The sequence below is a fragment of the Candidatus Dadabacteria bacterium genome (assembly GCA_009840385.1).
Lineage (GTDB): Bacteria > Desulfobacterota_D > UBA1144 > Nemesobacterales > Nemesobacteraceae > Nemesobacter > Nemesobacter australis.
Genome location: VXNX01000009.1, coordinates 180213 through 202288, shown reverse-complemented (window position 1 = coordinate 202288; position 22076 = coordinate 180213). Strand labels below are relative to the sequence as shown.

14 protein-coding genes and 1 tRNA gene are annotated in these 22076 nt (G+C 50.7%); 9 read left to right on the top strand and 6 right to left on the bottom strand.

Translation table 11 applies throughout. From position 1 onward, the window contains the following. Window positions 1-32: 32 nt before the first annotated feature. Window positions 33-3782 (bottom strand): translocation/assembly module TamB, encoded by a 3750-nt coding sequence (locus tag F4X55_04110; protein MYC40181.1) that lies wholly within the window; start codon window positions 3780-3782, stop codon window positions 33-35. Between the two features lie 371 nt (window positions 3783-4153). Here F4X55_04110 and F4X55_04105 point away from each other — a divergent pair, with 371 nt between their 5' ends. After that, window positions 4154-5524 (top strand): M23 family metallopeptidase, encoded by a 1371-nt coding sequence (locus F4X55_04105; GenBank protein MYC40180.1) that lies wholly within the window; start codon window positions 4154-4156, stop codon window positions 5522-5524. After that, window positions 5521-6267: a 23S rRNA (guanosine(2251)-2'-O)-methyltransferase RlmB gene (gene rlmB, locus F4X55_04100; GenBank protein MYC40179.1), complete on the top strand. Its 747-nt coding sequence runs from the start codon at window positions 5521-5523 to the stop codon at window positions 6265-6267. Before F4X55_04105 ends, rlmB begins: the two co-directional genes overlap by 4 nt. On the opposite strand, the gene ligA is transcribed toward rlmB, so the two are convergent. The 3 genes from ligA to F4X55_04085 are packed head-to-tail and all read right to left on the bottom strand — an operon-like array spanning window position 6254 to window position 11790. After that, window positions 6254-8317 (bottom strand): NAD-dependent DNA ligase LigA, encoded by a 2064-nt coding sequence (gene ligA, locus F4X55_04095; GenBank protein ID MYC40178.1) that lies wholly within the window; start codon window positions 8315-8317, stop codon window positions 6254-6256. The genes rlmB and ligA overlap by 14 nt on opposite strands. Window position 8318: 1 nt before the next feature. Continuing rightward, a complete protein-coding gene (gene polX / locus F4X55_04090; protein ID MYC40177.1) occupies window positions 8319-10037 on the bottom strand; it encodes a DNA polymerase/3'-5' exonuclease PolX in 1719 nt (572 codons plus the stop codon). A gap of 16 nt (window positions 10038-10053) precedes the next feature. After that, the gene (locus tag F4X55_04085; GenBank protein MYC40176.1) at window positions 10054-11790 is read right to left on the bottom strand and encodes an AMIN domain-containing protein; all 1737 of its coding nucleotides are present in this window, start codon (window positions 11788-11790) and stop codon (window positions 10054-10056) included. 105 nt (window positions 11791-11895) lie between these two features. Here F4X55_04085 and F4X55_04080 point away from each other — a divergent pair, with 105 nt between their 5' ends. From F4X55_04080 to F4X55_04070, 3 genes are all read left to right on the top strand, one after another. Beyond that, window positions 11896-12663, top strand: a complete 768-nt coding sequence (locus F4X55_04080; protein MYC40175.1) for an MBL fold metallo-hydrolase — start codon at window positions 11896-11898, stop codon at window positions 12661-12663. A 36-nt stretch (window positions 12664-12699) separates the two neighbouring features. After that, entirely contained in the window at window positions 12700-13923 is a 1224-nt protein-coding gene (locus F4X55_04075) for a 2,3-bisphosphoglycerate-independent phosphoglycerate mutase (protein MYC40174.1), read from the top strand. Window positions 13924-13964: 41 nt separating this feature from the next. Beyond that, window positions 13965-14050, top strand: a tRNA-Leu gene (locus F4X55_04070). Between the two features lie 75 nt (window positions 14051-14125). On the opposite strand, the gene F4X55_04065 is transcribed toward F4X55_04070, so the two are convergent. Next, window positions 14126-14731 carry a tetratricopeptide repeat protein gene (locus F4X55_04065; protein MYC40173.1) on the bottom strand — a complete coding sequence of 202 codons (606 nt, stop codon included), beginning with the start codon at window positions 14729-14731 and terminating at the stop codon, window positions 14126-14128. Window positions 14732-14950: 219 nt separating this feature from the next. Here F4X55_04065 and F4X55_04060 point away from each other — a divergent pair, with 219 nt between their 5' ends. The 3 genes from F4X55_04060 to F4X55_04050 are packed head-to-tail and all read left to right on the top strand — an operon-like array spanning window position 14951 to window position 18778. Then, the gene (locus tag F4X55_04060; GenBank protein ID MYC40172.1) at window positions 14951-16324 is read left to right on the top strand and encodes a nodulation protein NfeD; all 1374 of its coding nucleotides are present in this window, start codon (window positions 14951-14953) and stop codon (window positions 16322-16324) included. Window positions 16325-16336: 12 nt separating this feature from the next. Next, entirely contained in the window at window positions 16337-17089 is a 753-nt protein-coding gene (locus F4X55_04055) for a slipin family protein (GenBank protein ID MYC40171.1), read from the top strand. 36 nt (window positions 17090-17125) lie between these two features. Then, entirely contained in the window at window positions 17126-18778 is a 1653-nt protein-coding gene (locus tag F4X55_04050) for a hypothetical protein (GenBank protein ID MYC40170.1), read from the top strand. Window positions 18779-18806: 28 nt separating this feature from the next. On the opposite strand, the gene F4X55_04045 is transcribed toward F4X55_04050, so the two are convergent. Next, window positions 18807-20240, bottom strand: coding sequence for an aldehyde dehydrogenase family protein (locus F4X55_04045; protein ID MYC40169.1), 1434 nt, complete (start codon window positions 20238-20240; stop codon window positions 18807-18809). Between the two features lie 349 nt (window positions 20241-20589). Between F4X55_04045 and F4X55_04040 the strand changes: the two genes are divergently transcribed. Beyond that, window positions 20590-22044 carry an aminotransferase class V-fold PLP-dependent enzyme gene (locus F4X55_04040; protein MYC40168.1) on the top strand — a complete coding sequence of 485 codons (1455 nt, stop codon included), beginning with the start codon at window positions 20590-20592 and terminating at the stop codon, window positions 22042-22044. Window positions 22045-22076: the final 32 nt, after the last annotated feature.

Sequence of the window (22076 nt, the reverse complement as noted above, 5' to 3'; positions counted from 1 at the left end):
TCCCCGGATGAGTTTCCCCGAAGTTTAACGTTTTAGAAATTGAAATTGTAGAAGAAGTCGACTCCTGGGTTCTCTCCCCCCATCTGACTTTCTACCGAGAATCTTCTGTTGAGCTTCCATTCAAGATTGAGCTTGTTGCGCATCTGCGTTGTCTGGTCAATCGGTGTCTGGGAGGGAGATCTCTCGTAGCCGACAAAAATATCCCTTGTCACGTAGGAACCGACCTTGAGGGTGCTGTCCTCAAGTCCCCGCTCTCCTTCCTGGATGCTCAGAAGATCAAGACCGATTTCCGAGCTCAGGAGCTCGGAGATCCCGCCTGCGGCAACCGCCGTTGCGAATTTTCCCACAAAAGCTCTCTGCTGGGTCTGAAGTCTGTTGCTCGAAGCTCCGAAAACTATATAGGATATTATGTCAATCTCTTCAAGATCCGGGTTGCTTGACAGAGACAGGTCCGGTTCTCTCAAATTTCCGGTAACGGCCACATGCACGTCAACATCGCCGGCATCATAATATGCCTTAACGTTTAAAGCGGGATTATCCGACGCTCCCGTGAAGTTAAGCGTGGCGTCCTCTATGTCGAAAAGCTTTCCGAAGACGGTGTAATATCCCTCGGACGACACTATGTTTCCCTGCATGTTGAGATCTGTGCCCGGTTTTTTCTTAAGCCTGAGTTTTCCGCGCGTGTTAAAGTTGGCTTCCTTGGTTTTTATCCACGTGCCGGAAGAGATGTCAACTGAAATATTCATTTCGGTCTTCTCTCTGTAAAAATCGCTCTGGTTCTGTTCCTCAAGCGAGAACTCGCCGGCGAAACTCTCGGTTCTGTCTATGAAACTGATATCCTTTACGCTCTTCACTCTTCCGGGGTAAAGACGGATTCTGCCTGCCGTGACCTTCGTATCTCCCGTTACATTAAGAAACTCGCCTTTTTTCTCTATCTTCAGATTGCCGGACAGGTCTGTTTTTATTGAGTGGGGGTTAAAGCGGATTTTCTCCATATCAAGATCCGCGCGGTAAGTGAAATCAGAAAGGTTCATTCTGCCTTTCATGTAGGCTTTCCCCTTTGCCGAACGGAACTCCGTTCTGGGCAGGGTGAGTCTTGTGCCGTTAAATGAAAGTTCGGCGTGCTGGGTGGACAGACTGTTTCTAAGCTGGCTCAAAAAAAGCTTCATATCATTTACTTCAACGTTTCCTTTTACCCACGGTTTCTCCAGGGTGCCTTTAAGGGAAAGGCCTCCGGATGAGAAACTTCCTTCGATTTTCTCTATGGAGTTTGAAAAAATTTTCAGGAAGTCGAGTTTGTACCGGTCAGATGTCAACTCAAGGTCCATCGAAGATCCCATTATCGCCTCGAGGTAGCTTCGGGCGTCCTCTGGGACCAGCAGGTCTCCCCGCAGACTGAGGCTTTTCTTCTGGTCGAGCGAGGACACGAGATCGAGGGAAAGTTTTCCTTTTTCCCCGCGGAGGCTGACTTCCGTTTCTCCTGTTGAGGAGAATCCGTAGAAGAAGCCGTCTGATTTTACTTCGGCATGAACGGATGGGGCGGTAAAGGGGCCGCTGACTTTGACTTTTCCGTCAAGTGTTCCCCCCAGGTCGTGTCTTAGATTGAGGGCTTTCGATATGATCAGCGGATTGAAATTCGTCATGTCCGCCCGCAGTTCGACTGTCTTTTCCTTCCGGTTGATTTCTCCGAGAAAACTGGTGATTTTCCCTTCTCCGTAGAAAAATTCATCTCCCTTGAGCCTTGTTCTTTCAGAAGATATATCAAGGAAGATGTCTCCTTTGCTCCTAAACCGTTTTTCGGCCAGAAGACCTTCAAGATATGTCATTTTTATTTTTTTCTCGTGGCCCAAGATGCCGTCAACACTGAATTCTGAAGAGGCGAAGGAACCGTCTTTCTTGCTTAAAAGGGCACCTACTTCAATATGGGTTTCCGTTCCCCGCAGCTTTGCTTCGAGTGTGTCCGAGGAATTGCCCAAAACGCGGGCTCGCTGCGCTTTGAGTGCCATATCGAACGACACCTTGGGAGCGTTTTTCAGATCGATCCGTGTACTGGACTCAACCGACATGTCCTGAGCTATGAAATCTTTTTCATAAGCGAAGCTTTCTACCTGCGAGGTTGCCTTGATCAGTGGAGTGAAAATGTCTCCGCTGATTTTTCCTCTCGAGCTTATTTTTCCTAGAAACAGTGGGATTCTTTCGTCAACCTCGGAGAGGAAACCAAGGTTCTGCGCCGCGAATTCAAAGGAGAAGTCAAGACCCTTTTGGATTTCTTCTGTTTTCTCAGCGGATAAGGAGAATTCATCGGATGAGATATTTAGTCTGTTTATCGTCAGCACTCCTTTCTCAATGCCGGCATCAATTTGGGAATCTATGTTCGTTATCCTGTAAAATCCGTCTGTCCTCAGGTCGGCATTCACCCGCAGATCCACGTCTTCGAAGAACTTGCCTTTTTTTGGTACCGCTCCCCGGAAAGTCGCGCTTCCGTCAACATAGTTGTCAATCGTTATATCCGGGAATTCAAGCTTTAGCTTGAACCGTTTTGCTTTTGAGACTATATCGAAATCCGTACCCTCGTTTCCGAGCGCCAGATAACCTACGACCTGAAGTTTGCTTTGCTCGCCGTCGATTACGTCAAGGTAATCGGGCTCGACCCGCAGGGAATACGTTTCCCTGCTTGCCCAGCTGCCGCTTACCCTGAGATTTGAGTTTAACCTTGAATTATCTCCGAATTTCAGGGGGTAGGGCGTACGGTTGAGCATCTCGGTCAGCTCATCTGTGTCCGCGTCGTTTAGCTTTGCCGAGAAGTCAAACCAGTTTCTCTCTCCTTCCCCTAGCCATTTTTTAAAGTCTACGCTTCCTTTTATACGGGACTCTCCGAATCCTCCGCCTATCGTGCCTTCTATGAGTGCTTTTGTTCCGTTAATTCTGGCCGGTTTAAGATCCGTCCAGAACCGCTCCCCGTTAAGAAAAGAATCCCGGGCCGAGAGCTCCATCGTGCCGACCAGGTTGTCCCGGGAGTGCATTTTGACCTTTGTTTTTGCCTGAAGGTTAAGCTCTCCCTTGCCGTCTATTCCAAGTGAGTCGAAATACACTGTCATGTCAAATTCAGGGTTTCTCAGGTTTTTTGCGGTGCCGCTTCCCCTAATCGGTACCCCTTCAACCTCAAATCCGGCGTCTTCGAATACACAGTTCCAGGAAGCTATATCGATCTTTCCCCTGAGATTCCTTATCCTGATTGTGGGGGACACGTAGTTGAAATTTACGTCCTTGGCGTCAAGCTCGATCTTTTTCGTGAGTTCCACGATGTTTATGGAGAAAAACGACTCCTCCACGAGGTCAAACTCCCAAACCTTGTTTTTTGTGTGGTCACTGATCAAAACACGGGAGTTGCGGATTCTGTTGTTTGAGAATATAAGACTTATTCTTGGTTCCTGCGGACGCTCAGCGGCTTTATCCTTGGTTTTGAGTTTTTTGAAATTCCATAGCCCGCTGCTGTCTTTTTCAAGCAGGAGTTTTAGACCTTCTATCTCCGTGTTCGATAAGTAGAGTTTTTTTCTCGAGATTATTGAATAGAGAAGAGGGATCGAATAGTTAGTTGAGAGTTTTTCAATTTCTATGAAGTCCTCCCCCGCTATTTTTACCTCAATATCGTCTATCTCCATCGTGGAGATTATGCTTCCTTTGATATCCCCGAGACTGATATGGAAATTGGGGATCGAGTTAAGCCTTTGTTCTATGAGGTTTTTTGCGTATATGCGGCTTTGCTCGGTCTGGGAGAACAAAAAGAGTCCTACGACAAGGACAAAAAATACTGCCGCAAATATAAAGAAGATGGTTCTTTTACGCACTATCTTTAGGGAAAATGCTAGGGAGTTTACCCTCGGTCACGCTATAATGATCTGGATTTTCCTACCAAGCCTATTATACTTAAAAGCGGCCAAATAAAAACAGAATTTGACTGGGCTGTCCGGAAGGTCCTTTTCACAGCACTTTTCTGTTTACTGGGGACTTTTTCCGTAAAAAACCGCGTCGCGCGGGGATGGATCTGTATTCCCGAGACGGTTTTAACATAAAACATTTTTGTTGTCTAAGTTCTTCTTATGACATGAAAAACGAAGCGACTGCCACCGCAACTCAAAGGAGGTTGTTTTAAATGCTAAAGGTATCCGGGAAACGGGTTGCCGCTGTTTTTGGGATTTTGCTTCTGGTCATTGCCATCATAAAAGTTATCTCCATCGCTGAGATGAGTCCTCCCGTCATATCCATTGAGCGGGATATCAAGAATCTGGGCACAAAACCCTTTGAGGTGACCGTGTCCGATAAGGGCACCGGGCTTGCCAAAGTGCGTATCTACCTGCTTGACACTTACGGGGAGTCCGTTCTTGTTGAGAAGGAGTATAAGAAAGTAACAAAAAGCGATGTGATTAGCGTGAGCATCAACCCTGAAAAGCTTGGTATAAAAAGCGGTACGTCGGAAATTTTCATAGAGGTGACCGATAATTCCATGTTCTCTGGAAAGGCTGTTTTCAGCGAGAAAGTCACCCTCGATTTCCTCCCTCCGGAGATACAGGAACTCTCACCCATGCTGTATATAAGACACGGGGGCGCCGGAGTCGTTGTATACAAGACCTCAGAGGACACGGTCACAAGCGGGGTCGAAATAAAAGACCTTTTTTTTGAAGGTTACGGCGGATATTTCGAGGACCCTCTGATATACCTTGCCTTTTTCGCCTATCCGTACGATGCTCCCAAGGGAGAGAAGATAGAAATTTTTGCCACCGACGCGGCTGGCAACGAAGTCAGGGAGTCCGTTTCTTACCGGCTTCTGAGGGCGCCGTACTTAAAGGACGAAATAGCTCTCTCCGAATGGTTTCTCAAGAAAAAGGTTCTTCCGCTTTTCAACAAGGTTTACGGTTATGCCTCGGTTACCGATGACGGGAAAACCGATTTTCGTAAAGCGTTTCTGAAGATCAACAACGAGACGAGAAAGGAAAACGACAACAGGATATATGAGGTCGGAAGACAAAGCGGGGATAAGATGCTCTGGAAAGGAAAATTCAATCAGCTTCCCAATTCCAAGGTGGGCGCGACATTTGCGGATCACAGGAAATACCTGATGGACGGCGAAGTGATTGACAGGCAGTATCACCTCGGCTACGACCTTTCCGTTACCAGGAAGCACCCCGTTCCCGCCTCTAACAGCGGAGTGGTGGTTTTTGCCGATCACCTCGGCATATATGGCAATACGGTTATTGTTGACCACGGCCTGGGGGTTATGACGCTTTACTCACATCTGACTTCGATGGATGTAAGCGTCGGAGACAGCGTGGAGAAAAAAGACCGCTTGGGAAGGACAGGTACTACCGGGCTTGCCGTCGGAGACCATCTCCATTTCGGGGTTTACGTTCAGGGAGTTCCTGTGAGGCCGCTTGAATGGTGGGATGCCAAGTGGATTGACGACAACATATGGTACAAGATTAACTACGTAAAGAAGAATTTCGTGAACCGGGAGATTCCACGTTGATCGTTTACGGCAAAAACTCCGTTGCCGAACTCCTCCGCAATTCCCCCAAGCAGATAAAGAAAATCATGGTCTCGGAGAATTTTGACGTTTCTTCGGACCCGCGGATGAATGCCTCGATTAAGAAATTCCGCATAAAACTCTCCCGCCTTCCCAAAAACGCGATTACTGATATATGCAAAAGCCCGAATCATCAGGGCATTGCGGCTGAAATATCGGATTTTGCCTACAGTTCGGTTGAAGAGATGCTCGAGCTGGCGGGGGAGAGGCGGGAGAAGGTCTTTTTGCTGATCCTGGATCACGTGGAGGACCCCCACAACCTCGGCGCCATAATAAGGACCGCGGACTTTCTCGGAGTCCATGGAATCGTGATACCCGCTGACCGGGCGTGTGACGTGAATCCCACCGTGATGAAAGTTTCTTCCGGGGCTTCGGCCAACATGAAAATCGCCCGGGAGACGAATCTCGGCAGGGTGATTGATTCTCTTAAGAAAAAAGGGGTCTGGATCGCCGGGGCCGATGCCGGTTCCAAGGATATGGTCTACGGCTGCGACTTCGCTTCGCTTGATATCGCAGTGGTAATCGGAAACGAGGGTAGGGGAATGCGAAGCAAGACAAAGCAGCGATGCGATTTTCTACTTTCCGTTCCAAGGAAAGGGAAAGTGGAGTCTCTCAATGCCTCTGTCGCCGCTGGGATTTTTCTCTACGAAGTGTACAGGCAAAGACACGGAACTAAAGCCCTATGAGTTTCTTTAACTGTTCTTCGCTAATAATATCCGTTCCAAGCTCCCCGGCTTTTTGAAGCTTCGCGGTTCCCGGGTTTTCTCCCGAGACCAGAAAATCGGTTTTTCCGGATACCGAGTTAACGACTTTTCCCTCGAGCCTCTCAATCTCCAGCTTAGCTTCCTCCCTAGGAATCGATAGGGTGCCGGTAAGGACAAACGTTTTTCCGGCGATTTTTTCGTTCTCCCCTGACGGTTCGGGTTCTTCTTCTATCCTCACATGGCGCAGGAGTTCTTCCACGACGCTTTTTCTCTCTGGATTCTCAAAGAATTTTATTACGCTTTGAGCCAGTTCCTCGCCGACACCGTCTATGCGGAGCAGATCCTCGCTTGAGGCCTTCATCAGGTTCTCAGGGGTTCTAAATTCTTTTGCAAGTAACTGCGCGATTCGGGTTCCCACGTGTTTTATGCTAAGGGAGTTTATGAACCTCTCAAAACTTATATCCCTGCTTTTTTCTATTTCTTCGAGGAGGTTCTGGGCGGATTTCTCAGCAAATCCCTCGAGCCCTAGAAGCTGTTCCCTTCTGAGAGTGAAAATATCGGCTATATTGCGCAGAATTCTCTCGTTTATAAGCTGTGCAACCCTCTTTTTTCCAAGTCCCTCTATGTCAAAGGCGTTTCTCGAGACAAAAAGACTTATCCTTCCCCTGATTTGCGCGGGGCAGGAAGCGTTCGGACACAGATGAAAGGAGCCTTCCCTCTCAACCGAGGTTTCGCAGCGAGGACAGATCTTCGGCATGGAGAAACGTTTTTTTCTTTTCCCCCGCGAGGGAACCACTTCCACCACCTCGGGGATCACGTCTCCCGCTCTCTGCACCACTACAGTGTCGCCGACCCTCACGTCTTTTTCCCTCACGGTGTCCTCCGTGTGAAGAGATGCCCTTTTTATCTCGATGCCGGATATACTCACCGGTTCGAGCTCGGCTACGGGAGTTAGATGTCCCGTTCTTCCGACTTGGACGGTTATATCCCTTACTTTTGTGGTTATCTGCTTCGGAGAGAACTTTATGGCTACGCTCCAGCGGGGGTATTTTGCCGTCGTCCCGAGGATCTCCTGCAGCTCTCTGCTCCTTACCTTCACCACCGCTCCGTCAATCTCATAGTCGAGGGATTCCCTTTTTCCCTCAAGCTCTTTTCCGTACTCAATAGCCTCGTCAATACCCCGGCAGTTGCGGGGTTCTTCAAAGCTGAATCCCCACTTGCGGAGAGCATCGTATATTCCGAGTTCATCTCCTAGATTCGCTCCTTCGCAGCCCCCCACTCCCCAGGCGTAGAAGTGCAGGGGACGGCGCGCCGTAACGGAGGAATCAAGTTGGCGAAGTGATCCCGAGGCGGCGTTTCTCGGGTTTTTAAACAGCATCCTAAGAGGTTTGGTTTTTTTCTCTTCTCTCAGGAGAGTTTTGTTCTCTTTCTCAAGTTCTTCATTAAGTTTTTCAAGCTCTTTGTTGAGTTTTGAGAACAGGCTTCGCGGGAATATGACTTCCCCTCTGATCTCAACCAGCTTGGGCTTTCGGCCCCGCCCTGAGAGAATCAGGGGAACGGACCTTATGGTCTTTAAGTTTGGAGTTATTTCCTCTCCCGTTTTTCCGTCGCCTCTTGTGGCGCCGTGGAGGAGTTTTCCGTCAACATAGGTAAGCGACGCCGAAACTCCGTCGAATTTGGGCTGCAGGACGTATTCGATTTCTTCTTCGGTTTTTAAAAACCTCTTTATCCGTCTGTCAAACTCTCTGGTTTCGTGCTCATCTACGGCATTATCGATGCTCATCATGGGAATTTTGTGAGCGAAAGGACTGAACTGCTCAGAGACCTCTCCGGCGACCCTCTGGGAGGGGGAATCCGGGACGGCCAGATCGTAGGTTTCCTCAAGTTCCACCAGTCTTCTCATGAGCTTGTCGTAATCAGCATCGGGAATTTCGGGGTTGCTTTCCGCGTAGTAGAGGTGGTCGTGGCGGCTTATCTCTTCTCTCAGGCGGGATACTTCCGCCCGGGCCCGCTTTTTAGTGAGTCGTGGCATTTTATGAGTCGTGGCTTGCAAGCCATTTAAGAAGTTCAGAAAGGCTGTAAGTGTTCACTACATCCGTTTTTTTTACCCATCCGCGCCTTGCCGTGCCGACCCCGAAGATTATTCTCTCAAGATGCTGGGTTCTGTGGGCGTCGGTGGATACTATGATCTTCACTCCCGCCTCAACGGCTTTTCTGGCGTGGGTATCCTTAAGGTCAAGTCTTTTGTAGGATGAGTTTACCTCGAGGGCTTTTCCGTGGTTCTTCGCGGTTTCAATGACGGCGTCTATATCGACTTTGTAGGGGTCCCTCTGCCCTATGAGTCTTCCGGTCGGGTGTCCAAGAGCGTCCACGTTCGGATTTTCCAGGGCGCCGCATATTCTTTTTGTCATTTCGTCCTCTTCCATAGAAAAAGAGCCGTGAACCGAAGCGACGACGAAATCAAGCTCCCTCAGCACTTCGTCCGGATAATCAAGGGAGCCGTCAGGCAGTATGTCCACCTCAGAACCCATAAGCAGCCTTATACCTCCCCCTTCGGCGTTTATTTTCTCGACCTCCTCTTTTTTCTGCCATAGCTTCTTTACGCTGAGCCCCCTTGCTATTCTTGAGGAGGGTGAGTGGTCTGTTATGGCTATATATTCGTAGCCGAGCGATGCCGCCTTGTCAGCCATCTGGCGGATTGTCGACGCTCCGTCGCTCCAGGTTGAATGGGCGTGGAGATCTCCCCTTAAATCTTCTATTGCGAGCAAGGCGGGAAGCTCCCCTGTGCTCGCCGCTTCAATCTCTCCGCGGTCTTCACGCAGCTCAGGGGGAATGTAGTCAAGTCCCAGAGATTCGTAGATTTCCTCCTCGGAGGAAAAATACTCCACCCCGTTGCGGATACCCGTGAGATCGCTCTCAAAACCCCTCTCGGCGGCGATTTCCCTTATTCTTGCGTTATGGGAACGCGAACCGGTGAAGTTCTGAAGCGCGCAGGCGTAGAATCGGGGTTCCACGACCAGAAGGTCGGTTCGCACTCCGGTTTGGGTAAGAACCCGCGCGCCGTCCTCGGTTTTGCGGAGAACTTCCTTGACGAATCCCAGAGCTGTGAACTGTTCCACAACTTCCGCCCCATTGTCCGCCGAAGCGATTATGTCTATGTTTGCTACGGTCTCGCTCATCCTGCGAAGCGAACCGGCTAACTGCGCTTTTAGGACCCCGGGGAACCCTTCTATTTCCTCTTTTATCAATGTGGCAAGGGGATGGGCTTCTGTGAGTCTCATTCTCTTTTTTCCGCCTTCGAAAACCTCTATCGAGCGTGATATCTGCTCGATTTTTTTTCTTCCCACACCGTCTACTTCGAAAACATCCGGATTACCTATGGTTTTTTTAAGGCTTTCAATGTCGGTTACCCCGAAGGCCTGTACGAGGGCGCGAAGAAATTTCGGGCCGATTCCCCTTATTTCGAGAAGTTCCACAAGTTCGTCGGGAACCTGTTTTCTTATCTCTTCGTAGTAGGTGATCTTTCCGGTGAGGCGGTGCTCGATTATCTTTTTTGAGAGATCCTTTCCGACCCCCGGTATCGTGGAGAGTTCCTTTTCGCCGTCGAACTCATCAAGAGAATCCGGCATTGAGGAGATATTGCGGGAAGCTTTTCTGTAGGCATTTATCTTGAAACTGTTTTCATCCAGAATCTCTAGAGAATCCGCTATTCTTGCGAAGATTCTGGCTATCTGACTGTTTACGTTCTCCATAAGTACGGCGGGGGCCTCAGGAGACTTTCTGGGTCTGCATTGAGTACTTTTTTATTCCCAGAACTATTCCGTCCACTATTCTTTCTATATAGGCTTTGCTTTTCAGCCTTTTTTCCTCTCTGGGATTTGTTATGAAAGAGGTTTCAATCAGCAGGCTCGGTACGTCTGCGCCGATCAGCACGACAAAAGGTGCCTTTTTCACTCCCTTGTTGTTTACGTACTTGTATTTCACGGAAACGCTCTGGATTATGGATTTCTGCACGTAACCGGCGACCTGCTGGGACTCTTCTTTCTTGGCGCTGAGTAAATATTGCTTGAGCGTGCTTCCAAGCTCATTTAGTCCCTTGGTCGTGGTGGCGTTCTCCCGGGCCGCGAGCTGCAGCGAGGTCTGGTCGTCCGTGAAGCCCAGTATGTAGGTCTCTATCCCGTGCGCCTTTTTCCTTCTTGCCCCGTTGCAGTGTATGGATATGAAAATATCTGCTTTCCTTTTTTTCGCTATTGCCGTACGCTCCTCAAGAGGAATGAACCTGTCGCTGCTTCTTGTAAGGTAGACGTTTTCTATGCCGAAGCTCTTTCCCTCTTCTATAAGCCTCTCCCTCAGTCTCTTGGCTATCTTGAGGTTTACGTCCTTTTCCCTGAGGCCGCTTGGACCTATGGCGCCCGGATCATGTCCTCCGTGACCCGGGTCGATCACTATGGTTCTTACCTTGAGTCCCAGGGCCTGCTTGAGGCTCGCTATCTCTCCTTCGGGAATCTTGGAGCTGAGCGAGGGCTCTTGCTTGTCATATGAAGGAGCGTCCTTTGCGAATATCTTCTCCGGCTTTGCTCCCAGCCCCTTTATATCCATCACGAGCCGAAAAGACGGGTTCTGTTCCGATTTCGGCAGGGAAAAAACCTTGTGACCTTCAAGATCTTTTATGTACAGCACTATGCGTGATACTCCGGGGCGGTTTGTCGCGTAACTTATCTTCTCGAGAAGTCCCTTCGTTATGGGTTCGACCTTGACCGAATTGTCAAGGATGGTTTCCTCAAGGTCCACGTAGAGACGTGGAGGAGTTTTGAGTTCCGGGTCGGGGCGGAGCATATTGGATGTGTACTTGACGTTCTTATCGGTTTCTATTACGACCCGCGTGTAGTCGTCTGTTGACCAGTGCCTTATTTTTTTTATCAGGGCGTAGCCTTTTGGGTTTGGCGTGGGGATGGGTTCTTTGGGCGGCTCAGGTTCTGCTTTCTTGGGCGTTGGGGCTCCTGTGACTATCGCCAGTTTTTTCTTGGCGATCTCGTAGGTGTCTGAATCTTCCATTCCGTAGACGATTCTCTGGTACGCCGTGGCGGCTTCCTTTTTCTCGCCCCTGCGCTCATGGATTTTGCCCACCCGCAGCCACGAGTCATCGGCTAGGCTGTCGTCAGGATATTTTTTCAGGAACTCCCGCGAGTACTGGAGCGCTTTTTCTGCGTCCTCCGGCGATTTGAACTTCAGGGATTTTTTTTCGTAGACTCTGGCCGCTACGAAGAGGCAGAGCGGGGAATTCTTCCAGTCGGGGTTCTGGGAGTATATTCTGTAGAAAGTGCTTCCCACTAGATCCCAGGTCTCCCTTTTCTGGGCTTTCTCGGAATTTGACTCGAGCTGGCGGTAAAGCTTGAAGGTTTCTTCGTAAAGCGCCTCGTTTTTTTCCTTTGCTCCGGCTGGAGAAAAAACAAACAGGTAGATAAGGGCTATAAGAAAAGGGGAAAATTTTATGCGGCTTTTCACTTTACGCAGAAAGTATATTGGTTGTTACGCCGATGTAAATTTATTTTCGGAAGATTTGTATGTTATGTTGTTACAACGTTAATTCTACCATGTTTGGCGTGTTCTATGAAGGTCAGAGTACTTGGGTGTGCTACTTCAACCGGCGTTCCGATAGCGGGTTGCCGATGCGATGTGTGCACATCGGAAAATGTTAAAAACAAACGTACAAGAAGCTCCGTGGTTGTTGACGTAGCCGGGAAAAAAATACTTGTCGATACCTCAACGGATCTCAGGACTCAGGCTCTGCGGGAAGGGATAACCAGGGTTGATCTTGTTCTCTACACCCACTCCCATGCGGACCACACACATGGGATAGATGATCTTAAGGCGTTTAACTTCATAAATTCAATGGACATAGACTGTTACGCGAACCCGGTTACCCTTGGTGACATAAAGCGAAATTTCGCCTACATATTCGATTCCTTCCCTGCGGCAGGAGGAAAACCCAGGCTGAATTTCAAGGAGATAAACGGGGAGATAAAATTCGAGGGAATAACCATAGAGCCAATAGACATCTATCACCACAACTGGCAGATACTGGGCTACAGGATCGGGTCTTTCGCCTACCTCACGGACTGCAGCGCCATCCCGGAGCACTCCTATGAGAAGCTCCAGGGTCTTGATCTTCTTATACTCGGCGCTTTGAGGTACAAACCCCACAGGGCCCACTTCAACATAGAACAGGCGGTGGAGGAAATAGAAAAGCTGGGGCCTAAAAGGGCGCTTCTTACTCACATGGGACACGAGCTTGAGTACGAAACGCTTCTGGCGGAGCTTCCCGACCATATAGAGCCCGCGTATGACGGAGCTGAAATAGAACTCAGGGATCCCTGATGGGGTCTCCGCTAAAACGGCGTAAAAGGAAAAGAAATGCAGGATCTGGTTACAAAACTTGTTAAGAGAAATTCCTCGAAGATAGTCCTCTGCGTTCTTGACGGGCTCGGCGGGCTTCCCGTTGAGGGAAAAACGGAACTCGAGGCGGCTCGGACTCCGAATCTTGACCAAATTTCCTCGAATGCTTCTCTGGGGCTGCATGTGCCCGTTGAGAGAGGTATAACTCCGGGGAGCGGCGCCGCGCATCTGGCGCTTTTCGGTTATGACCCGGTTCGAAACGAGATAGGAAGGGGAGTGCTTGAGGCGCTCGGTCTTGGAATTGATCTGGGTTCGTCGGACATGGCGGTGAGGGGCAACTTCGCCACGGTGAGCTACGAAGGGGATACCCCGGTTGTTACCGACAGAAGGGCAGGCAGGATCGAGACTGAGGAGAACAGAAGGATTATCTCCAGGATTTCGTCAGCCGTTGAGGAGATATGCGGGGTCAAAGTGAGTTTCTATCCGGGCCTTGAGCACCGCTTCGTCGTGGTTCTGTCATTCTTGGCGCAGCTCACAGAATCAGACGCGCTTGTCTGCGACACAGACCCGCAGGCAGAAGGCAAAGCTCCTGTAAGGCCCAGCGGGGAGAACAAGGGTTCCCAGAAGGCGGCCGAAATCGCAGGAGAACTGATTGACAAGGCCTGCGAAGTGATAAGGGATGAGCCCGCGGCTAACTACATGCTTCTAAGGGGTTTTTCCATAAAGCCGAATCTTCCGACCTTCGATCAAGCTTACGGACTTCGGGCCGGATGCGTTGCCGCCTATCCGATGTACAGGGGAGTGTCGAAACTGCTCGGGATGGACGTCCTTGAGGTCACCGGAGATTCCATAGGTGATGAGATCCGGACGCTTTCTGCTAATTTCGAAGAGTATGATTTTTTCTACCTGCACGTAAAGAAAACAGACAGTTACGGAGAAGATGGCGATTTCGATGCGAAGGTGGGAGTAATAGAGGAATTCGATTCTCTTCTGCCCGAAATCACGGGACTCGGGGTGGATGTTCTTGCCGTTACGGGTGACCACTCGACTCCGTCAGTGATGAAGTCGCACAGCTGGCACCCTGTCCCCCTTATGATCAGTTCTGAATACTGCAGGGGAGGGGGCGTGGAAGGCTTCGCCGAATCGTCCTGTTTGCGCGGTGATCTGGGGATTATAAAGGCGACTGAGATAATGCCGCTTCTTCTTGCCCACGCGGGGCGACTTAGCAAGTTCGGCGCTTGAAATTTGTCTCTCGCGTGATACCTTTTACAGTCCGATTTTGTGCCGAAGTGGCGGAATAGGCAGACGCGCTATCTTGAGGGGGTAGTGCCCTACGGGCGTGCGGGTTCGACTCCCGCCTTCGGCACCACAACTGTTTCCTTCCGCGCAATATTTGTCTTGATAACTTGGTTCTATTATGGCTTTGATCAGCCTATAGCCCAGTCTAGTTTGGCGTTTCTCTGCGGATTTTCTCCGCTTTCTCGGGCTCTCCGGTATTTTCGTACACAAGACTCAGATGTCTTCTCGCTTGGACATAGTATGGACTTTCGCTTCCGTCCACTTCGGAGAAGTATTCTATGCTCTTATTCCATTTCTCGAGTTTGAAGTTGGACAGGCCGATTACTAGATTTGCTCCGTCGCGGAAAATGCCGTCTTCAGGATCCTCGTCGAGGAAAAGTTCAAGATGTTTTATTGCTTCTTCGTAGTTTTCAAGCTGATAATTTATCATTCCCATCTGGTAAAGAGCCAGAACTGAAACGTCAGCTTTGGGGTGCTCTTCGCGTAACGTTTGCAGCTGGGAAAGAGAATTCTCTATCTCTCCGCCGTCATAACTCTTAAGGGCCTTTTTGAACTGCTCGTTTGCCAGAAGGTCTTTTTCTTCCTGTTGCGAGGAAGCAAAACAGACGCCAAGCAGGACCACGACTATAACGCCTATGCCGATAAGTATCCTGTTGAAGTGGTGTGAGAGACCTTCAAGCGATTCCGCCAGAAATTCCCTGAATCTGTCGGGACGTTTCAGCTCTTTGGTTGTGTATTTTATTTTGGTCATGGATCGTAAGTCTTTACGCGTGCTGTCGCTTGGAGTTCAAACTTTCCCGGACTAAAATCCCGCATTATTACTGCCGGATTTACCATCTATGTTAAGATATTTCTTGGGTAAACATGATACGTTGTTTTTCGAGATAATGTCAAAGGTTTCTGCGGAATTATCTGTGGCGTCGGTTAAGGTCTCGGTTCCCTTCCCCTAGGGTTCCGGCGAGGAAGTGTTATGGCACGAATAAGAGGGAATTTTTCCCTATGCGTTTCGGTTTTTCTTCTGCTTCTTTCCGCGACGGTGGCTTATCAGTTCTCTGTCGCCGACGGGGAAGCTTCTCCTCAGGCGGGAGAAATAATCGAGATCGAGATAAACGGTTCGATAAACCCCTCGACGGTCGACTATATCAAGACGGCTCTTTTGGAAGCGCGCGCCCAGAACGCAAGAGCCCTGCTTATTCTTATGGATACTCCGGGAGGACTGCTTAATTCCACGAAGGACATAGTGAAAGAACTTCTAAATTCCGAAATTCCGGTGATCGTTTACGTTTACCCCAGGGGAGCGACTGCTACTTCCGCGGGAGTTTTCATCACGCTTTCAGCCCATGTAGCGGCTATGTCTCCCGGAACTAGCATAGGGGCTGCCCATCCCGTGATGCTGGGACGCGGTCAGAAGGGTCCGGGGAAGCAAGAGGAAAAGAATGATAAGTCTTCTGACGTTATGAACGAGAAAATCGAGAATTTCGCGTCGTCTTTTATCGAAAGCATAGCAAAGGAAAGGGGAAGAAACGCGAAATGGGCCGTCGACTCGGTTAGAAAAAGCGTTTCGGTGACGGCGGATGAGGCGCTTAAAAAAAAGGTGATAGACATTATATCCCCCGACATTCCTTCTCTTCTCTCCGAAATAGACGGTAAGGAAGTGAAACTGAGTGGCAAAAGCGCCCGCCTTGAGACTGCCGGGGCAAAGACGCAGCGCCTCGAGATGAGCCTCAGGCAGAAAGTTGTAAACATCCTCAGCACTCCCGACATAGCGTTTCTGCTTCTCTCGTTGGGTACGCTCGGAATATTCCTTGAGTTCTACAACCCGGGAATGATTTTCCCGGGCGTTGCCGGGCTCATTGCCCTGCTAATCGGGTTTGTTTCCCTCCAGATTCTTCCCTTTAATTACGCTGGGCTCATACTGCTTTTCGTCGCTATGGCGCTTCTGATATCGGAGGTGTACGTGACGAGCTACGGTCTTTTAAGCCTTGCTGCGCTTGCGTGTCTTGTGTTCGGAGGACTGCTGCTTTTCGATACGCCCGACTCTGACCTCAGGGTCAGCAAGGGAACTATAGCGGCGGTGGCCATAAGCATTGGATTGCTTTCGGTTTTTATTGTATATTTAGGCGTAAAATCGTTCAAAGTTCCAGTTCAGGGCGGTTTTGAGGGGATGGTAGGTCAGAAGGGCGAAGTTGTTTCCTGGTCCCAGAAAAGCGGAAAGGTCTACATCGGGGGAGAGTACTGGGAAGCGACGGGCGAGCGAGAGTTTTCACCCGGGGAAAAAATAAAGGTAACAGAGAGCAGGGGAGATCTTGCAGTCAAGATTTCCGCTTATGAAGACGAGGAGTAACTGAGCATGTCAATGACCGCGATTATAGTTCTTGTAATTGTCTTTCTCATTATCATTTCGGGGCTTAAGATCCTCTATGAATATGAAAGGGGAGTGATATTCCGCCTCGGAAGAATAGTCGGAGTCAGGGGTCCCGGATTCATTGTCGTCGTACCGTTTCTTGAGAGAATGGTGAGGGTCAGCCTCAGGCTCGTGACCATGGACGTTCCTCCCCAGGACGTGATCACCAAGGATAACGTTTCGGTCAAGGTAAACGCGGTCGTCTATTTAAGGGTGGTTGAGCCGAACAGGGCGATTCTGCAGGTTGAGAACTATCTCTACGCCACTTCCCAGCTTGCCCAGACAACCCTGAGAAGCATCCTCGGGCAGGTGGAGCTCGATGAGCTTCTCTCTGAGAGGGAGAAACTTAACGTCAAGCTCCAGGAAGTCCTCGACAAGCAGACAGACGCCTGGGGAATCAAGGTCACCATGGTTGAGGTTAAGTACGTCGACCTCCCGCAGGAAATGCAGAGAGCAATGGCCAAGCAGGCGGAAGCCGAGAGGGAGAGAAGAGCGAAGGTAATAAGCGCCGAAGGAGAGTTCCAGGCATCGACCAAGATTGCCGAAGCCTCTGAAATACTGTCGGCAAACCCTGTTTCTCTTCAGCTCAGGTTTCTTCAGACGATAAATGACGTGTCTTCCGAGAAAGCTTCCACAATTATTCTGCCTCTTCCGATTGACATGTTGTCGGCTTTTACAAAAAAAGACGAAAAAACGGATTCGTAAGCTGTTTCCCGGACCGAAACTCTTTGTAAAAACTTCATGAACCAACTTCTGCGTTTCTTTGTGCTCGCATTCTTAGTTGTATCCTCAGGTTTCCTTTTGGCTGCATGTTCCCGGAGCACGGACTGCCAGAATGAGAACGATAACGCCTCACTTGTCGGCAATGCTGACCCGAAGGCTTTTTCCGCCGGGGATTCGCTTATAAGGGAACTCGGCGAGGAGCCTGCAACCCTTAACCCCGTTATAGCCACGGATGTTTACGAAGGTATCGTTAACAGCGGAATCTACGAGACGCTTATAAGGAGGGATAACGAAACCCTTGAATTCGAGCCCCTTCTCGCAAAGTCCTGGGAAGTTTCAGAAGACCGTCTTTCCTACACTTTTCACCTGAGAAAAGACGTAAAATGGCATGACGGCACTCCTTTTACCGCAGATGACGTGGTTTTTTCCTATGAATCCATAAGAAACCCCAAAGTCGCTGCGGCTCATCTCCAAAGCTACTACCAGGACGTAAAGTCCTACACGAAGATCGATTCCCACACGGTAAGATGCGAGTACGGAAAACCCTACTTCCGCGCTTTTGAGTTCTGCGGTGGAATCCCCATAGTGCCGAAGCACGTATTCGGGAAAGGGGATTTCAACACGAACCCCGCAGGCAGAAGACCCGTAGGGACGGGTCCCTATGTCTTTGAGCACTGGGAGACCGGAAGGGAGATCAGGGTGAGGAGAAACCCGGATTACTGGGGCGAGCCCGCGTGGCTTAACGAAGTGGTCTACAAGATCGTGCTCGACCCCACCGTGAAGCTTCAGCTTCTCAAAAAGCAGGAGCTTGATCTGGCCGGGCTTCTTCCGCTTCAGTGGTCAAAGCAGAGCTGCGGGAAACCGTTTCGAAAAAAATTCTACAGGGCTTCCTATACGACCCCGGGTTATAACTACATAGGATGGAATTCAAGAAAGCCTTTTTTCAGCGATAAAAGGGTAAGACGGGCGATGACCCATTTTGTCGACAGGGAAACCATCCTGAGAGAAATCCTCCTGGGTCTCGGGGAGATAGTAACCACGACTTTTTACGTGAACAGTCCCGAGTATCCAAAGAACGTAAAGCCTTACGCCTACGACCCGGAGAAGGCGAGGGCGCTTCTTGACGAGGCGGGGTGGCGCGACAGCGACGGTGATGGAATAAGGGACAAAAACGGCATCCCTTTCCGTTTCGAGTTTTTGCTGCCCACCGGTTCTGAAACCGGTGAGAAGATAGCGACCATACTGAAAGAGGAGCTTTCCCGCTCCGGTATCGAGATGAGCATAAGAAAAATAGAGTGGGCGGTTTTTATCCAGAGCATAACCGAGCGAAAATTCGATGCCGTGACCCTGGGGTGGAGCCTTGGAGTGGAAAGTGACCCATACCAGCTCTGGCATTCCTCCCAGGCCGAGGAGGGCTCGAATTTCGTGGGATTCAAAAACCCCCGCGCGGACATCCTGATTGAGCAGAGTAGGGAGGAGTTTTCGCGGCCGGAGAGGATAAAAAAATACGAAGAGTTCTCAAGGATTCTCCACGAGGAACAGCCGTACACGTTTTTGTTCGCGAGAAAGTCCACCGTGGCCGTGCACAGAAGGTTTAATAACGTAAGGCTCTATCCGCTGGGATTTGATACCAGGGAATGGTTTGTTCCGGAGGGTTTACGCAAATACTAGAATTGAGGGAAGTTGACGCCGGGGCGGCTCAGGAAAAGACAACCTGAATATCCGTATATTCCACCAGACCTTCCTCTGCGAATTCAACACCGAAGCCGGAGCGTTTTACCCCGCCGAACGGGGCGTTGGGCTGGATCATTCCGTGCTTGTTTATCCAGACTGAACCGCATTCCATCCGGTTGGCGATCTCTCTTGCCTTTTCTATGTCCCGGCTCCAGACCGAACCCCCGAGGCCGTTCGGATTGTCGTTTGCCTTCTCGATCGCCTCCTCGATATGGTGATAGCGGATGATCGGCAGAACCGGGCCGAACTGCTCCTTGTCAACCAGAGGGTCTCCGTTTTCCAGGTCGGCTATGATCGTGAGCGGATAAAAATATCCCTTCCCGCCCATTTTTTCCCGTATCTCCCCGGGGTCTCCGCCCAGGAGCACGCGTCCCTTGGACTCCGCGCTTCGTACCAGGCCGGCCACGATATCGTATTGCTTTCGGTTCTGGATCGGACCCAAAACGACATCCTCGTTCGTACCCTCGCCAACCTTCATCTTCCGGGCCAATGCAACCAGTTCATCGCAGACCTCATCGTACACGTCATCATGGACGTAGAGTCGTTTTAACGCCGCGCAGGTCTGGCCGCTATTGATGAACGCGCCCCAGAAAAGCCCTTCGGCGACCTGCTTCGGGTCAACGTCCGGAAGAACGATTCCGGCATCGTTTCCGCCAAGTTCAAGAGTCAGCCGTTTCATGGTTTCCGCCGAGTTCGCCATAATCTTCTGTCCGGTCGCGCAGGAACCGGTGAAAACAATCTTGCCGATCCCTTCATGCGCCGTCATTGCGGCGCCCAGCCTGTCCTTGCCGGCGAGGCAGTTGACCACGCCTTCCGGCAGCACCTCGTTCATGAGTTCGGCAAGGCGCAGCGTTGACAGGGGCGTAAAGGGGGAGGGCTTGGACACTACAGTGTTGCCCGAGAGAACGGCGGGAACTATATGCCAGATCGCGATCAGAACCGGAAAGTTCCAGGGAGTAATCGAGCCCACGACGCCGATCGGCTTACGGTGAAGCTCGACCCTGCCCTCATCATTGTCCTGGAGGACCTTCACCGGCAGGGAAAGGCCGGCCGTATAGCGGGTCCAGGCTACCGCGGCGCCGATTTCCCAGCGTGAGCCGAGGCCATTTAGGGGCTTGCCCTGCTCAGCGGTCAGAATGCGGGCGAGTTCCTCTGAGTTTTCCTCGATTTTGGAGGCAATTTCCAGACATGCCGCCTGCCGTCGGGGTTCGGGCACTTCGCGCCATTTTTCAAACGCCGTCCGAGCGGCTCGCACGGCACCATCAAGATCTTTCTTTCTTGCCAGTGACGCGAGTCCGGCCAATTCTTCGTTAGCGGGATTCAGCACTTCAAAGCATCGCCCGGTAGGGACCTTCTTGCCGTTGATGATAAGGTGGAATGGTTTTGTTGTTGGGCTCATTCAGTTTCTCCTTTAATCACTGCAGTAAGTGCCGAAATATCGACCACAATATCTGATACTACCACATTCCTGCCTGTTGGTAATGTTTAGACCGAATGTCAAGGGGTTTCGACTTTTTCCCAAGATTGTATAATTACCATTACTCCCGACAATATTTCCTCTGCGTTAAACAGGTTAGAAGTGTTCTTTTTGTTTAACCAAGTTAAAAAGGGAGAAAATTAATAAAAATTTCAGCAGAAATGTGTTCCACTGTAGAAAGCAGAAGCGGACAAGCACTTTTTATATTTGCGCCCGCATTGTTTGTTTTCTTATCCGGCGCACTTTATCTCTGTGCCCGCGGGAACATGCGATGAGCAAAGCAAAAGGCGGTGATGGTGGGGTCAAAAGCGATCTCAGTATGTCACCGGAACAGATGCTGGAACTTGCACGCCAAACGGCAGAATTGGTAGTACAGCGCATTGAGAACTTGCCCGAAGAAGGTGCCTGGGAGGGAGAGTTCCGACGAGAACTTGAGGATCGGCTGCTGAAGCCTCCACCCGAGGAGAGCCGTTCGGCTTCGCAAGTGATCGAGGAGGCCGCACGCGAGATTCTTCCGATCGCACTGCGCTTGGACCACCCGCGTTGTTTTGGATTTATCCCTTCGCAGCCCACCTGGCCGGGAGTGCTGGCTGATTTCATGATTGCCGGATTTAACATCAACCAGTGTTCCTGGCTGACTTCGAGCGGTCCGAGCCAGCTCGAGCTCGTCGTGATTGACTGGTTTCGGCGCTGGATTGGCTATCCGGAGAGTGCGGGCGGACTGCTGACGAGCGGGGGCTCGGCGGCGAACCTTGATGCCCTTGTCGCGGCGCGGGAGGCCGCAAACCACCCGGAACGTGCCAGCTTGTACATGAGCGACCAGAGCCACAGTGCTCTCGTCAAAGCGGCCAGGATTATAGGTGTTCGTCCAGAATGCATTCGTATGATTCCGACCGACGGACGTTTCCGTATGGATATGGATGCGCTTGTCGAGACCGTGGCCGAGGACCGAGCCGCCGGACTCAGTCCCATTGCGGTGTGTGCAAATGCTGGAACATCCAGCAGCGGAGCTGTCGACCCGCTGGAAGCGATGGCGGACTACTGCGAGGCCCAGGATATATGGCTTCACGTCGACGCTGCGCATGGAGGTTTTGCCATCGTGACCGAGGAAGGCAAGAAGATCTTGAATGGAATCGAGCGAGCCGATTCAGTTGTGCTGGACGCACACAAGTGGTTCTTTCAACCTTATGAGACAGGCGGCCTGATGGTGAAGGATGTACGCACGCTTGAGCGGGTGTTTGCCACCAAGCACGATATTCTTCAGGACACGATTTGGGGTGCTAACCATCCGAATTTTTCGGACAGGGGCCTCCAACTCAGCCGTTCCATTAGGGCGTTAAAGATCTGGATGTCGGTTCAGACCTTCGGTGTGGCCGCGTTCCGGCGGGCCGTATCGCATGGGATGGCGCTGACGCACCGAATTGAGGAGTACGTCGAGGACAGTCCCGTTCTGGAGATGCTGACTCCTGCGACATTGGGGATCGTATGCTTCCGCGTAAACCCCGCGAACACCGACCTCGGCGAGGACATGTTGGAAGAAATCAACAGGACCGTACTCGCCCGTGTCTTCTGGGAAGACCGCGCTTTCATATCATCGACACTTCTTCACGGGACGTTTGCGCTCAGGATGTGCGTCATCAACTACTCGACGACCTGGAACGACGTACACGAGACATTGGAAGTCATCTCGAAATTCGGGACAGAGAGTTTGAACCGAACTGATTGATTCCAGTTAACCGTGCTGGGCGACGATAGTTT

Coding starts and splice junctions, on each gene's coding strand:
- F4X55_04065 (MYC40173.1), bottom strand. CDS start 14,731: ATGACCAAAATAAAATACACAACCAAAGAGCTGAAACGTCCCGACAGA.
- F4X55_04060 (MYC40172.1), top strand. CDS start 14,951: ATGGCACGAATAAGAGGGAATTTTTCCCTATGCGTTTCGGTTTTTCTT.
- F4X55_04080 (MYC40175.1), top strand. CDS start 11,896: ATGAAGGTCAGAGTACTTGGGTGTGCTACTTCAACCGGCGTTCCGATA.
- F4X55_04075 (MYC40174.1), top strand. CDS start 12,700: ATGCAGGATCTGGTTACAAAACTTGTTAAGAGAAATTCCTCGAAGATA.
- F4X55_04105 (MYC40180.1), top strand. CDS start 4,154: ATGCTAAAGGTATCCGGGAAACGGGTTGCCGCTGTTTTTGGGATTTTG.
- ligA (MYC40178.1), bottom strand. CDS start 8,317: ATGCCACGACTCACTAAAAAGCGGGCCCGGGCGGAAGTATCCCGCCTG.
- F4X55_04055 (MYC40171.1), top strand. CDS start 16,337: ATGACCGCGATTATAGTTCTTGTAATTGTCTTTCTCATTATCATTTCG.
- F4X55_04050 (MYC40170.1), top strand. CDS start 17,126: ATGAACCAACTTCTGCGTTTCTTTGTGCTCGCATTCTTAGTTGTATCC.
- polX (MYC40177.1), bottom strand. CDS start 10,037: ATGGAGAACGTAAACAGTCAGATAGCCAGAATCTTCGCAAGAATAGCG.
- F4X55_04045 (MYC40169.1), bottom strand. CDS start 20,240: ATGAGCCCAACAACAAAACCATTCCACCTTATCATCAACGGCAAGAAG.
- F4X55_04040 (MYC40168.1), top strand. CDS start 20,590: ATGAGCAAAGCAAAAGGCGGTGATGGTGGGGTCAAAAGCGATCTCAGT.